Origin of the sequence: Winogradskyella endarachnes (genome assembly GCF_009741275.1) — a bacterium.
Classification (GTDB): Bacteria; Bacteroidota; Bacteroidia; order Flavobacteriales; family Flavobacteriaceae; genus Winogradskyella; species Winogradskyella endarachnes.
The window spans coordinates 583,211-598,007 of sequence record NZ_WOWS01000002.1 but is presented as its reverse complement, the minus strand read 5'-3'; the positions used below and the strand labels follow the sequence as shown (position 1 = coordinate 598,007).

The window sequence follows — 14,797 nt, the reverse complement described above, 5'->3', positions numbered from 1 at the left end:
CAAATTAATTTGCTTTACAATGGTTCTACTTGCTATGGCATGTAATGGCAAACCTAAAACCGAGAACGACTATCTTGTTTTTAAATACAATGAACATAAAAATATTGGCTCTCTAGACCCAGCATTCTCAAAGGACTTGGCAGACATTTGGGCAACTCATCAATTGTTTAATGGATTGGTACAAATGAACGACCAACTCCATGTAAAACCTTGTATTGCAAAAAAATGGACAATTACAGATAGTGCAAAAACTTACACCTTCTTACTTCGTGACGATGTATTTTTTCATAAACACAAAATATTTGGGAAAGATTCTACAAGAACCGTTAATGCTTTAGATTTTAAATACAGTTTCAACCGATTACGAGATAAAAAAATCGCATCTCCAGGTAGTTGGGTTTTAAATAAAGTAGATGATTTTTCTGCCATTAATGATTCTACTTTTCAAATTAAATTAAAACAACCATTTCCTGCGTTTCTAGGCTTATTAACCATGAAGTATTGCTCAGTTGTACCTAAAGAAATTGTAGAACATTATGGTAATGATTTTAGATCACACCCAATTGGCACAGGACCATTTAAATTTAAACGATGGGAAGAAAATTTAAAACTCGTTTTTAGAAAAAACTACCAGTATTTCGAAACTGATGAACAAGGACAACAATTACCATATCTAGAGGCTATTTCTATAACATTTTTACCTGACAAACAGAGTGAGTTTTTACAATTTGCACAAGGCAATATTGACTTTGTTTCTGGTTTAGATGGTTCTTATAAAGATGAAATACTAACCGCTAAAGGACAATTAAGAACTAATTACGCTGAAGATGTAAACATGATAAGAGGTCCTTATCTTAACACGGAATATTTAGCGTTTTTTATGGAAAGTGAAGTCAACACTATTCAATCTATAAAACTCCGTAAGGCAATTAACATAGGTTTTGATAGAAATAAAATGATGACCTACTTAAGAAATGGAATTGGCATACCTGCAAATGGTGGTTTTATTCCAAAAGGCTTACCAGGATTTGATAATTCTATTGGTTTCTCTTACCAACCAGAATTAGCAAAACAATTAGTTGCTGAGTTTAAATCTGAAACTAGAATTGAAAACCCAGAAATTACATTAACTACAACTAGCAATTATTTAAGTTTTTGTGAGTTTATACAACGTGAGCTTCAAAAAACAGGCTTATTGGTTAATGTAGATGTTATTCCGCCTTCAAGCCTAAAAGATGCTAAAGCTAATGGTAAACTCGATTTTTTTAGAGCCAGTTGGATAGCTGATTATCCTGATGCTGAAAACTACTTATCGCTGTATTACAGTGAAAATTTTGCACCTAATGGACCTAATTACACGCATTTTAAAAATAATGAATTCGACCAATTGTATGAAACAGCATTTGTAGAAACCGACCCTAACTTAAGAGCTAAACTCTATACTAAGATGGATTCTTTAATTATGGCTTCTGCTCCCATAGTCCCTTTATTCTATGATGAAGTTGTACGATTTACTCGAAAAAACGTTAACGGTTTAGGCATAAATGCTACTAACCTATTAGAATTAAAATCTGTAAAAAAAACAAAACGTTAATTACTAATAACTATTCACCATCCTCAACTTTAAAATCTTTAAAGTAGTATAAATCGTCTCCTCCATCTCCTTTTAATCGTCTAGAAGAAATATAACCTGTAGTTAAATCGTCGTTTAAAAAGAAAGAAAAATCATCACCTTTACTATTTATAGGTTCTTCTAAATGCAATACAGGTTTCATTAAATTAGAAGAATTTAAATCATAGCAGTAAATATCTAAACCACCTATTCCTCCGCGTCTATCTGACGAGAAATAAAGTTTATTATCAGCACTTACAAAAGGGAATATTTCCTTACGAGATGAGTTAACATCATCACTTAACCTTGTAACTTCTCCATAAGTTTCATGATCAGTGACAGACACTTTATATAAATCTGATTTTCCTTTTGTTCCTTTTACAGTAGACACAAAATATAAGGTATTACCATCTGGACTTAATGCTGGATGTAAATAATTAAAATTAGGGTCACAGAAAGGTAATGTTGTAAAATTTGTCCAACCTTTTCCTTCTACATATTCTGCACGTTGAATTAGTAAATTAAAGGTGTTTTTATTTTGTAATTTGTTTTCTCCTGCTTCTGTTTGGTTAGAGGTAAAATACATAAATTTGCCATCTTTAGAATACGTAGAAGCCGTCATATTATGCATACCAACCTCTTTTCTTCTAACTAATTCTGCATCTTCAATTTCTCCGTCTTCACCAAGAACACCCTCGTAAATACCATAAAGTGTTTGAGAATATTTATCTAATATTATACGACCATTTTTTCTAGTAAGGTTAGAACTAAAAAAAACTTTATCGTTGACAACTCTAGCTGCAAAATGGTCGAGTTTGTTATTTATTTTAAGCTTTTTAACTTCAACATCTTGGGCAAAACCAAAAGTTATAATAAATAAAAAAAGTAGGGTTAATTTGGGTCTTAAATTCATATTATTCTCTTCTATATTGTTTTGTTTCTTCATATACATGCTGTAAGATAGCCTTGTCTTGTTCTGTAAAAGGAATTCCTCTTCGAGACATTACAACTTCTGCAACTTCAAAAACTTTATTAGTTTTATACGTTACAAAACCACTTTTTCCGCCCCAAGAAAAACTTGGAACAAAATTACGAGGAAAACCACTTCCAAATATATTAGAACTTACACCAACTACTGTGCCAGTATTAAACATGGTATTAATTCCGCATTTACTATGGTCTCCCATCATTAAACCACAAAATTGCAATCCGGTTTTAGCAAACCCTTCGGTATTATAATCCCAGAGTCTTACTTCTGCATAATTATTTTTTAAATTACTATTATTGGTGTCTGCACCTAAATTGCACCACTCACCTAATACGGAGTTTCCTAAAAAACCATCATGTCCTTTATTAGAATACCCAAAAATCACAGAGTTATTTACTTCTCCTCCTACCTTACTATGAGGTCCTACAGTGGTAGGACCATAAATTTTAGTTCCCAGTTTTAAAGTCGCATTGTTGCACAATGCTAAAGGGCCTCTTACCATAGAACCTTCCATAATTTCAGTATCTCTACCAATATAAATTGGGCCAGCACTAGCATTTAAGGTAGCAAAATTTAAGGTAGCTCCTTTTTCTATAAAAATATTTTCTTTGTTTATAGTTTGAATTGAATCTGGAATAGGTTCTGACTTTCTATCTTTTGTTATAAGTTTAAAATCTTCAGTAATTGCAGCTCCATTTTTAGAAAAAATATCCCATGTATGTTCAATCTTTAAAATATCGCCTTCTAATTCTATGGCTTCAAAATCTGAAAAATCATTATGTTCTTCGCCTTCTTTGGCATAAAATGCTATAACATCTTCGTCTTTAAATAAAGCTTGATTATGTTTTAAATTTTTTACAATTTCTATAACTTCAAAATTTGGAAGAAATGACGCATTAATCATTATGTTTTCTTCCATTTCTACCATCGGAAATTTATCTGATAAATAATCCTCTGTAATTGTTGTGGTGGTATATTCTAAGTATGATTCCCATTTTTGTCGAATTGTTAATATACCCACCCTAATATCTGCAACAGGTCTTGTAAAGGTAAATGGTAGTAAATTATTTCTGTAAGGCCCATCAAAAAGAATGTAATTCATAATAATTTGAAGTTAAATAGTTAGAAAAAAAATGATTTCCTCATTACACTATTTTGTTATACCAAATGTAATTTAAATGATTAAAACAAAAAAGCCTTCCTGCTAACAGAAAGGCTTTTTACGTTTATCGGTAAGCGATGCTTATTTTTTAAACTTCGCGTATTTGTTTTTGAACTTGTCAATACGACCAGCTGTATCTACTAACTTAGATTTACCAGTGTAATATGGATGAGATGTTCTAGAAATTTCCAACTTAACTAATGGATATTCAACACCGTCTACTTCAATAGTTTCATTTGTATCTGCAGTAGACTTAGTTAAAAAAACGTCATCGTTAGACATGTCTTTAAAAGCTACTATTCTATAATTTTCTGGATGTATTCCTGCTTTCATCACTAAATGCTTTAAATAAATTCGATTTTTTCGAGGTGCAAATTTAAGCAAATTTTATAATTGTACAATGTTTTTGCTAAATTTTATTTTACAAAAGTATGTAACATTTGGCTATCTTTGAGTACTAACTAGAAAATTAACTCTTAAAACAACCAATCATGGAAAAAAATTTGAAATCACTATCTATAAATTATGGTGTATATTTAGGTCTAATTTTAACTGCAATTTCAATTATAGTTTATGCTGTAATGATTGACCTATTCACCGCATGGTGGCTAGGTATACTTCTTATTCTTTTAACTATTGGTTATGGTACATATGCCGCGATAGCTTCTAGAAAATCTTTAGGAGGATTTATTTCATTTAAAGATGCCTTTACCTCGTACTTTATTACCATTGTAATTGGCACATTAATTAGTACAATTGTTGGAATTGTTATTTTTAATTTTGTTGATCCAGAGGCTGCAAGTTATATTAACGAAAAAATAATTACTATGACTGCAGAAACAATGGAAAAATGGGGAACGCCTCAAAGTGCTATAGATGAAACTATTGCTAATATGAAAGAACAAAATAATTTTTCTATTGCGGCACAATTGCAAGCTTATGTCATTAGATTATTAATTCTTTCTGTTATAGGATTAATTGTTGCTGCTGTAGTAAAACGAACAGATCCTAATGCAGCTTAAAATATTTCTCTATTTTTGAAGTCTAGAAATTAGATTAAAGCTTTATGAATATATCAGTAGTAATACCACTACTTAACGAAGAAGAATCTATAAAAGAATTACATAATTGGATTGTATCTGTGATGCAATCCAATCAGTTTTCTTACGAAATCTTATTTATAGATGATGGCAGTACTGATAAATCTTGGCAAATTATTTCTGAATTAGGTGAAATAAATCCCTTTGTAAAAGGCATTAAATTCCTTAAAAACTTTGGAAAATCGCAAGCCTTACATGCTGGTTTTGCAAAAGCAACAGGTGATGTGGTCATTACAATGGATGCCGATTTACAAGATAATCCCGAAGAAATACCAGAACTCTTCAAAATGATTACCACAGATGGTTTTGACCTGGTTTCTGGCTGGAAAAAGAAACGCTACGATTCTTATTTTTCTAAAAATTTACCTTCTAAATTATTTAATTGGGCTGCAAGACGCACATCTGGTGTTATACTTAATGATTTTAATTGTGGCCTTAAAGCATATAGCAATACGGTTGTAAAACATATTGATGTTTACGGTGAGATGCATCGTTATATACCTGTGCTTGCAAAAAATGCCGGATTTACAAATATTGGGGAAAAGGTTGTACAACACCAAGCACGTAAATATGGCCATACTAAATTTGGGATGAATCGCTTTATAAACGGATTTTTAGACCTCATTACCATATGGTTTGTCTCTCGCTTTGGTAAACGTCCTATGCATTTATTTGGTGCATTAGGTGTTATAATGTTTATTATTGGCTTTGGGTTTGCTTTTTATTTAGGTATAGATAAATTATTTCTTAACCCAACAGGAAGACTTATTACACAACGCCCACAATTTTATATCGCTTTATCTACAATGATAATTGGATCGCAATTTTTCATTGCTGGCTTTTTAGGCGAACTTGTTTTACGCTCTAACCGTCAGCAACAACGCTATTTTATTAAAGAACGTTTAAATCTAAATTAAGCTATAGAATTTATAGTCTTCTTACTCGATTTAAAATAACGAATTGTTTATTTTTGTTATACAAACTACATATTAAACTTTAATCAATATATCCATGATTCACATTAAACCAGAAATTTTAGAACGCATAAACGCTTGGTTAACACCAACTTTTGACGATGAATCGCAACAGCAAATAAAAGATATGATGGCTTCTAACCCAAAAGAATTAGAAGAAAGTTTTTATAAAAATCTAGAATTTGGCACTGGTGGAATGCGAGGTATAATGGGTTTAGGTACCAATAGAATTAACAAATACACATTAGGAAAAAACACGCAAGGTTTAAGTAATTTTTTAAAACAATCGTTTCCTAATGAAGCTATAAAAGTGGCTATTGCTTACGATTGTAGACACAATAGTAACACGTTTGGTAAATTGGTTGCAGATGTATTTTCTGCCAATGGTATTAAAGTTTATTTATTTGAAGATTTAAGACCAACACCAGAGTTATCATTTGCTCTAAAGTATTTAGGTTGCCATTGTGGTATTGTTTTAACAGCATCTCACAATCCACCAGAATACAATGGCTATAAAGTATACTGGCAAGATGGCGGACAATTAGTACCACCAGAAGATGCTGGTGTAATTAGTGAAATTAATAAATTAGATTATTCTGAAATTAAGTTTGAATCTAATCCTGATTTAATTCAATATATAGGTAAAGACGTTGATGATGTATTTATTGATGCCTCTATAAAAAACGGAAGTTATGAAACCTCAGTTGCTGCTAAACATGCTTTAAACATAGTTTTTACATCTTTACATGGTACATCAATTACTGCAATACCAGAAACCCTTAAACGTGCTGGTTATACAAACGTTAATATAGTTGAAGAGCAACGTGTTCCTAATGGTGATTTCCCAACCGTTGTTTCGCCAAATCCAGAAGAGCCAGAAGCATTAAAAATGGCTATGGAATTAGCACAAAAAGTAGATGGTGACATTGTTATTGGTACAGATCCAGACTGTGACCGCTTAGGGGTAGTTGTTAGAAACCTAAAAAACGAATTGGTAATTCTTAACGGCAACCAAACCATGATTTTAATGACTAATTTCTTATTAAAACAATGGAAAAAAGACGGAAAAATTAATGGTAATCAATTTGTTGGATCTACAATTGTGTCTACACCAATGATGTCTGTTTTAGCTAATGCTTATAATATAGAATGTAAAATTGGACTTACAGGTTTTAAATGGATTGCTAAAATGATTCAAGACTTCCCAACCATGGATTTTATTGGTGGTGGCGAAGAAAGTTTTGGTTTTATGGTTGGCGATTTTGTAAGAGATAAAGATGCTGTAACCTCTACCCTTTTGGCTATTGAAATTGCTGCACAAGCCAAAGAAAATGGCAAAACCATGTATCAAGAATTAATAGATCTATATGTTGAACACGGCTTCTTTAAAGAGCGTTTAATCTCTTTAACTAAAAAAGGAATTGAAGGCGCCGCAGAAATTAAACAAATGATGATTGATGCTAGAGAAAATCCTTTAACAGAAATTAATGGAGAAAAAGTAGTGTTAATTGAAGATTACCAATTATCTATCTCTAAAAACCTTCAAACTAATGAAGAAACAACTATAGATATTCCTAAGTCTAATGTATTAATATATTATACAGAAGATGGTAGTAAAATTGCATTGAGACCAAGTGGAACTGAACCTAAAATCAAATTCTATATAAGCGTAAATACTGATCTTGACAATTCGTCAGACTTTGAAAAAACGGAGCAATTGTTGGATAACAGAATTGATGCTATCCTCAAGGATATGAATTTGTAATACATGGATTATATAAAGAAGTTATCTAGGTTTATCGCTCCTTATAAACGATATGGTTACCTCAACATTTTTTTTAACGTACTATATGCTTTATTTAGCACGTTAGCTATGGTATCATTGATGCCAATGATTAATGTATTGTTTGGTGAAACCAAAAAATTATATAAAAAACCAACTTATAAAGGCATTAGTGAGTTAAAATCTTTTGGCGAAGATTATTTAAACTATTTTGTTACAACTACTAACGAAAGTGATGGACCTCAACAAACATTGCTTTATATGATTATTTTAATCATAAGTCTGTTTTTATTGAAGAATATTTTTAATTACTTAGCCTTGTTTTTCATTACTTTTTTAAGAAATGGAGTATTAAAAGATTTAAGAGATTCTATATATAATAAAGTACTTACTTTACCAATATCTTATTATTCTGAAAAGAAAAAAGGAGATATTATCGCCAGAATTTCTGGTGATGTTAATGAAGTTAAAAACTCATTATTAGCTGTATTAGAACTTATTGTAAAAGAACCATTAACTATTGTTTTTGCAATTGTAACTATGTTTACAATTTCTATGAAATTAACCATTTTTGTATTTCTATTTATTCCTGTAGCTGGCTTTATTATTTCTAGAATCGGAAAAAGCTTAAAGAAAAAATCTAATCGTGTACAGACGGAACAAGGCGTTTTTCTTTCAACTTTAGAAGAAACACTAAGTGGACTTAAGGTTATAAAAGGGTTTAATTCAGAAAAACGTTTTAATGATAAGTTTCAAGATTCTACAAACCGTTTTTATAATTATTCAAATACATTATTAAACCGCCAAAATTTAGCTTCGCCTGCAAGTGAATTTTTAGGTATTGCAACCATAGCTGCTTTATTGTGGTATGGCGGTAGTATGGTTTTAATAGAAAACAGCCTTTCAGGAGGCGCATTTATTACGTACATGGCTTTAGCGTACCAAATACTTACGCCCGCAAAAGCAATTAGTAAAGCAAGCTATAAAGTAAAAGCTGGTAATGCCGCAGCAGACCGTGTTTTAGAAATAATTGAAACGCCTTCATTACTAGAAGACAAGCCTAATGCTAAAATAAAACCAGACTTCACTTCAGAATTAAAACTAAATAATATTTCATTTAAATACGAAGATGATTTAGTACTTAAAAACTTCACATTAGAAGTTCCAAAAGGAAAAAGTGTTGCATTGGTTGGTCAGTCTGGTAGTGGTAAAAGTACAATAGCCAATCTGGTAACTCGTTTTTACGATGTTAACGACGGGAGTATTTCTATAGATGGAGACAACATAAAAGACCTTACAAAACAGTCGCTACGTAACTTAATGGGATTGGTTACACAAGATTCAATATTATTTAATGACACCATTAAAAATAACGTATTGTTAGGAAAAGAAGATGCTACTGACGATGAAATTATCGATGCTTTAAAGATCGCCAATGCTTGGGAATTTGTAAAAGACTTACCTCAAGGTATACATACTAATATTGGAGATTCTGGTAATAAACTCTCTGGCGGGCAAAAACAACGCTTAAGTATAGCCAGAGCTGTTTTAAAGAATCCACCAATAATGATTCTCGACGAAGCTACCTCTGCATTAGACACAGAAAGTGAGCGCTTAGTACAAGATGCACTAGAGAATATGATGAAAAACAGAACGTCTATTGTTATAGCACATAGATTATCTACAATTCAAAACGCAGACCAAATTATAGTAATGCAAAAAGGTGAAATTGCAGAACAAGGCACACATGCTGAACTTATTTCTAAAAATGGTGTTTACAGAAAATTGGTAGACATGCAAAGCTTTGATTAAAACCGTATTTTAAAGTCAACTCACAAAGCAAATACATTACTAAAAAACACAAAAAAAGGATGTATAATAAAATACATCCTTCTCTGTTGTTATCAGATTTGGGGGACTGATAACGATTAATAGGTTAAGCTGGTACAAACATAAAAGAAATAAAGGTACCAACCAAGAAAAAAATGCATTTTATCGTATTTTTTTGTATTTAATCGAAATAATTTAATGTAACTAACTGATTATCAATAAAAACAAAATCACTATTAATTCATATTTATTTTCAATTAAACTTTTATAAATTTAAACAGTCTAATAACCAAAGTATATCGCTTGATTGACGAATCTGAATTTATTGCACGCTTAAAAAATCCTTCTACTAAGGAAGCCGCTTTTAGAGAATTATTAAACCTCTACAAAGAGCGCTTGTATTGGCATATAAGAAAAATTGTACTAAGCCATGATGATGCAGATGATGTACTTCAAAATACATTTATAAAAGTGTACCGAAGTATCGATAAATTTAAAGGGGATAGTAAATTATTCTCCTGGTTATATCGCATAGCAACCAACGAATCTATTACACTTATTAATAAAAACGCCAAACGCTTACAAATTACAGACCAAGACTACCAAACAAATGCTATAAATAACTTATCATCAGATGTTTATTTTGAAGGTGATGCTATTCAATTAAAATTACAAAAAGCCATTGCTACATTACCACAAAAACAGCAAATAGTATTTAACATGCGTTATTTTGAAGATTTAAAATATAAAGACATGGCAGAAATTTTAGATACAAGTGAAGGTGCTTTAAAGTCTTCATATCATATCGCTGTAAAGAAAATAGAAGCCTTTTTAACTTCAGATTAAACCATTTAAAGAATTTGGAGTCATAGATATAGAACATTAAATAGATTTTCACTTAAGTGAGAACAACAAATGAAAAAAGAGAAACTACATAACATCACTGCAACTGGATTTAAAACACCAGAACATTATTTTGATACGTTTGAAGCACAACTGCAAAAGCGTATTAATAATGATACAGGTCTTGATGCTATAGAAACTCCTGGATTTACTGTTCCTAAAAATTATTTTGACAATTTTGAAAGCGCTGTCTTAGAAACAATTAATACCAAAGCAGAAAAACCTGTGATACAACTAAAACCTAAAAGTACATTTTATTACTTTGCGGGTATTGCAGCTAGTTTTATTTTATTATTTAGTTTAGTCTTTAATAATAAAGAAATAACTATTAATTCTATTGAAACTACCAGTATAGAGAATTATTTATACCAAGAAGAGTATAGTAATGAAGAATTAGCGTCATTATTTAATACCGATGATATTTCAGAATCAGATTTTATAGATGTTACTATATCTGATGAAACTTTATATGATTATTTTGAGAGTTTAGATACCGAAGATTTTATTTCAGATTAATAAAAGATATGACTTTTAAACATAATCAAAATATTAACATTAAAAAAAGAGCCACTATGAGAAGATCACTATTTACCGTACTCTTAACATTGTTTGTATCTATAAGTGTTTTTGCGCAACGACCAGATAGAGAAAAAATTAAGGCATTAAAAATTGCGCATATTACAGAACAATTAGACCTTACAGAAACTGAAGCACAAAAGTTTTGGCCAGTTTACAATGCACATGAAGAGGCAAAAAATAAATTAAGAAAAACATCATCTAATAGACGTAAAGAAAAGGATGCTGATGATTTAACCGAAGCTGAAGCTAAAGTTCTTCTGTTGGATATGGAAAAGTTTGAAAAACAAAAAGTAGAATTAGAATCTAAATTATTGAATCAATTATTTAAAATTCTTCCAGCAAAAAAAATTATAAAACTGTACCAAGCAGAGCATTCTTTTAAACAAAAAATGTTTGATGAATATAAAAAACGCCACAGCAATAAAAAAAGTGATAAAAAGTAATAAAAAAGGAAGCACATTTGCTTCCTTTTTTTATTCTCTAAACGTCAATTTACTAATTCTTCCTTTTCCTGCTGCGTAAGCCACAGTATCGTTTACAAACCTAATGGTGTAAAATCCCTCATCACTAAGGTGTTGCCAACTTTCACCAGCGTTATTGCTATAATCTATTCCTTTAAAACCAATAACTACTAATTCTTTTCCATCTGAATTAGGAATGTATTGGACACAACTTCTGTAACCTGGTCCTTTTCCGTTTGCCACCACTTGCCATGTTTTGCCACCATCATTGGTTCTAATTTTATTATTTAAGGTATCGTTTGGTTTGGTATAGTCACCTCCAATAGCAAAACCATTATTTTCATCATAAAAATCTATAGAGTAAATACCTGTTGTTTCCTTTCCTTGAAATATCGGTGTATTATATACATCCCAAGTTTTTCCCTTATCTGGAGAATATAGTATTCTACTAGCTCTCCCACCTGTTGCTACCCAAGTATGGTCACCAATTATTGCAATATTAGTATCACTAGCCGCAAAAGCAGCTTCACCTTCTTTTGCTTTTGGCAAATCGTTACATGATAGTTTCTCCCAAGTGTCACCACCATCTCTGGTGATAATAATACTCATACAATCTTCAGTTGGGTCTCCAATAGCAATACCTTCTTTGTCATTCCAGAAATCCATAGAATCATAGAAGGCTTTTTTATGGTTTTCTTGGTAAACTAGTTTTAATGAATCACTAACCTTATATAATAATGTTGGAGCACCAATACTTATTACAAAACCAGATGATTCAGTAAGCGCAAGAGCTCTAAAATTTGGTAAAACTGTATCATGTTTTATTTGAAAAGATAATCCAGCGCTGTAATTACCATTATTATTTTTAGAAACACCTCCAATTTTACCATTAGACAAAGCAAAGGAACCTACTCCATTATCATCAATTTCTAATGCCCTTACATTTAATGTAGAATCTTGTATTAGCGTTTCAATACTTACCGTTTTATTTTTGGAATGGAAGTCATGACCGTTATTATTGTTCTTTCTCAAACTACAACTACTAGCATATACTATTATAAGTGTAATTATTAATACTATTTTTTTCATGATACCCAATTTTCTCTAAAAATAGAAAAGCCTTGTGAATAATCACAAAGCTTTTCAAATTATCAATCAATCAAATATAAACTAATTCATCACATTAGTTTCCGTTTTTAGAGCATTTATATCTACAATTAGTTGAGCTATTGACGCTCTATTTAAACCATTGTAAATACCTCTTATATGTTTGTTTTTATCTATAAGTAGAAAGTTTTCTGTATGTAAAAAATCCTGTATACTCTTTTCTTCTCCTAAATCATTTTCTACAAAATAGTGCTCTCTTCCTAAATTGTATATCTCGCCTCTATCTCCTGTAACAAGGTGCCATTTATTATCAATAACACTATTAGCATCTGCATAGGCTTTTAAAACAGAAACTGTATCTGTATTTGGCATTACTGAATGCGATAATATTAAAACGTCGTTATCATCAATGAACTCTTCTTGAATTTTAGCCATATTATTGGTCATTTTAGGACAAATACCAGGACAAGTAGTAAAAAAGAAATCAGTTATATATATTTTATTTTTAAATGTCTTTTGAGAAATTGTATCACCTAATTGATTTACTAATTTAAAATCTGGGATTTTATGAAATTCTTTTTCCTCTATTGTTCCTGGAGTTAACCAATGTGGTGTAAATGTATCGTCTTTATAAAATGGTAAATACTCTACTCTACTTGTTTCTACAACTTCTTTTTTTTCTTTTTTAGTATTCTCTTTACAGCTCCAAATAATTGCAACTAAAACCATTAATATAATTCTATTTTTTATTCCTTCTAATAATCTCTTCATCTTCTAATCTATAACATGAATTTGCTCTTCTCATACCAAAAATTCGTCCATTTTTGGCTTCATAATTGACGTATAATGTACCATTGACTAACCAAGCTTTTTGAAAACCTTCTTCTTTGCCATCAACAAGGTTTCTTAATTTAGCCAATTGACCATTAGAATACCATTTTTTCTCCAAACCTTGCAACAAACCCTCTTTGTATATAGCTAAACTTGCTAGTGTATCATTTTCCCACCAACTTTTATATTCTCCATGTAAACGATTATTTTTATAATAAGATTCTACCTGAAGCTTGCCGTTTCTTGTCCAACGTTTTGCAACACCTTCTCTTTTGCCATTATAAAAACCCCATTTCTCTTCTATATTTCCATTTGGGTAATACTTTAAAGAATAACCGTTAAATGGTTCTTCTTTATAATACCACCTACCTTTATTACCATCTAAAACTAAATCTTCTTTTAAGACCTCAACATCCTTGATAACAATGGTATCAACTTGTGCATTATCATTACTACTCGTCTTTATAGAAGTGGATTTTTCACAACCAAATATTGAAAATATAATAAGGATAAAGCACAGAATTGACTTCATAAATATTATCTTTAATAACCTTGAAATGGGCCTGCAAACAGAATAATAGCTTCATCATAGGCATATAAAGGTGCATTGTATTCTTCGTTTATTATATGATAGTGATATTCACCATCTTCATTGTGAGGTGTTGGCCCAAAATGTCCTCCTGAAGCATCTAAATCTGATGGATATTCATTTGATGGGTAATCTTTTCTTCCATACAAAAAGACACCATCAAGTAAAATACCAACTAACGCATCATCATCATTAGTAATTGATTTTGGTTCTAAGTGATAATGATAAACACCAGGTCCTTTGTGCCCACCATTATAATCTAAACTTTTGGCTGCCTCATCTAAATCTCCAGCGCCTTCTTGATCATTAAATATAGCTGCACCACTAACTGAAATACCTATGGTACCTAACTCAGTAGAGATAGTTGAACCATTTAAATCTGGTGAAGCATCAACGGTAAAGCTAGAAGCCTCTCCTGTACCACCTCCAATGTAAGTGTCTTGTGTTGTTTTCACTACTCCTTGTGTAGATTCATCTATATAAAGTGCATTGTCTGGGTGCCAATAAATAGAAGTGTGATCTGGAAAACCAGTAGTTTCTATATAAATTTCTGTTCCATCGTCTGACAACATAACAGTAACCGCATCTGAATTAAACTCAGCAAAGGCAGCATGAAGTTCTGTTACCACAACATCATCTGTATCATCCACATCATCTGCAATACTGCTTGAGGATTCATCATCTGATGAGCATCCCAAGTTTAACGAAAAAACTGTAATTGTGAGAAATATTAATTTAAATATATTTTTCATAGCTAGTGTCTTGTTTTAAGTTTATATTTCTTTAGATGTACTTTGAATAAAAAACTTGCGTAAAAAATTAAATATTTCTTAAGTACCGTAAAAGGTAATATCTAAAACAGTCACATCCTTTTAGAC

At 31.1% G+C, this 14,797-nt stretch carries 15 protein-coding genes; 8 read left to right on the top strand and 7 right to left on the bottom strand.

Annotated elements, in window-relative coordinates; genetic code table 11:
• Window positions 1-19 precede the first annotated feature (19 nt).
• Window positions 20-1,594, top strand: a complete 1,575-nt coding sequence (locus tag GN138_RS07290) for an ABC transporter substrate-binding protein (protein ID WP_231743051.1) — start codon at window positions 20-22, stop codon at window positions 1,592-1,594.
• Window positions 1,595-1,604: 10 nt separating this feature from the next.
• Here the strand turns inward: GN138_RS07290 and GN138_RS07285 are convergent, their stop codons facing one another.
• The 3 genes from GN138_RS07285 to GN138_RS07275 all read right to left on the bottom strand — a co-directional run bounded on the left by GN138_RS07285 (window position 1,605) and on the right by GN138_RS07275 (window position 4,095).
• Entirely contained in the window at window positions 1,605-2,558 is a 954-nt protein-coding gene (locus GN138_RS07285; RefSeq protein WP_197429325.1) for a TolB family protein, read from the bottom strand.
• Window positions 2,527-3,702, bottom strand: coding sequence for a GlmU family protein (locus tag GN138_RS07280; RefSeq protein WP_157363134.1), 1,176 nt, complete (start codon window positions 3,700-3,702; stop codon window positions 2,527-2,529). Before GN138_RS07280 ends, GN138_RS07285 begins: the two co-directional genes overlap by 32 nt.
• Before the next feature lie 141 nt (window positions 3,703-3,843).
• On the bottom strand, window positions 3,844-4,095 hold the full coding sequence (locus GN138_RS07275; RefSeq protein ID WP_157363133.1) for a type B 50S ribosomal protein L31: 252 nt from the start codon (window positions 4,093-4,095) through the stop codon (window positions 3,844-3,846).
• A gap of 158 nt (window positions 4,096-4,253) precedes the next feature.
• Between GN138_RS07275 and GN138_RS07270 the strand changes: the two genes are divergently transcribed.
• The 7 genes from GN138_RS07270 (at window position 4,254) to GN138_RS07240 (ending at window position 11,374) form a co-directional block, all read left to right on the top strand.
• Window positions 4,254-4,784, top strand: a complete 531-nt coding sequence (locus tag GN138_RS07270; protein WP_157363132.1) for a DUF4199 domain-containing protein — start codon at window positions 4,254-4,256, stop codon at window positions 4,782-4,784.
• Between the two features lie 44 nt (window positions 4,785-4,828).
• Complete coding sequence (locus GN138_RS07265; RefSeq protein ID WP_157363131.1) at window positions 4,829-5,779, top strand: glycosyltransferase family 2 protein; 951 nt, start codon at window positions 4,829-4,831, stop codon at window positions 5,777-5,779.
• 94 nt (window positions 5,780-5,873) lie between these two features.
• On the top strand, window positions 5,874-7,601 hold the full coding sequence (locus GN138_RS07260) for a phospho-sugar mutase (protein WP_157363130.1): 1,728 nt from the start codon (window positions 5,874-5,876) through the stop codon (window positions 7,599-7,601).
• A 3-nt stretch (window positions 7,602-7,604) separates the two neighbouring features.
• The gene (locus GN138_RS07255; RefSeq protein WP_157363129.1) at window positions 7,605-9,431 is read left to right on the top strand and encodes an ABC transporter ATP-binding protein; all 1,827 of its coding nucleotides are present in this window, start codon (window positions 7,605-7,607) and stop codon (window positions 9,429-9,431) included.
• 321 nt (window positions 9,432-9,752) lie between these two features.
• Complete coding sequence (locus GN138_RS07250) at window positions 9,753-10,295, top strand: RNA polymerase sigma factor (RefSeq protein WP_157363128.1); 543 nt, start codon at window positions 9,753-9,755, stop codon at window positions 10,293-10,295.
• A 69-nt stretch (window positions 10,296-10,364) separates the two neighbouring features.
• Window positions 10,365-10,868, top strand: a complete 504-nt coding sequence (locus GN138_RS07245) for a hypothetical protein (RefSeq protein ID WP_157363127.1) — start codon at window positions 10,365-10,367, stop codon at window positions 10,866-10,868.
• A gap of 56 nt (window positions 10,869-10,924) precedes the next feature.
• Window positions 10,925-11,374, top strand: a complete 450-nt coding sequence (locus GN138_RS07240; protein WP_157363126.1) for a hypothetical protein — start codon at window positions 10,925-10,927, stop codon at window positions 11,372-11,374.
• A 30-nt stretch (window positions 11,375-11,404) separates the two neighbouring features.
• Here GN138_RS07240 and GN138_RS07235 read toward each other — a convergent pair whose 3' ends face one another.
• The 4 genes from GN138_RS07235 to GN138_RS07220 form a co-directional block, all read right to left on the bottom strand.
• Window positions 11,405-12,481, bottom strand: coding sequence for a WD40/YVTN/BNR-like repeat-containing protein (locus GN138_RS07235; RefSeq protein ID WP_157363125.1), 1,077 nt, complete (start codon window positions 12,479-12,481; stop codon window positions 11,405-11,407).
• Window positions 12,482-12,562: 81 nt separating this feature from the next.
• Window positions 12,563-13,270, bottom strand: a complete 708-nt coding sequence (locus tag GN138_RS07230) for an SCO family protein (protein WP_157363124.1) — start codon at window positions 13,268-13,270, stop codon at window positions 12,563-12,565.
• Window positions 13,239-13,862, bottom strand: a complete 624-nt coding sequence (locus GN138_RS07225; RefSeq protein ID WP_157363123.1) for a toxin-antitoxin system YwqK family antitoxin — start codon at window positions 13,860-13,862, stop codon at window positions 13,239-13,241. The genes GN138_RS07230 and GN138_RS07225 overlap by 32 nt, the downstream gene beginning before the upstream one ends.
• 11 nt (window positions 13,863-13,873) lie before the next feature.
• A complete protein-coding gene (locus GN138_RS07220) occupies window positions 13,874-14,617 on the bottom strand; it encodes a YHYH protein (protein ID WP_231743050.1) in 744 nt (247 codons plus the stop codon).
• Window positions 14,618-14,797: the final 180 nt, after the last annotated feature.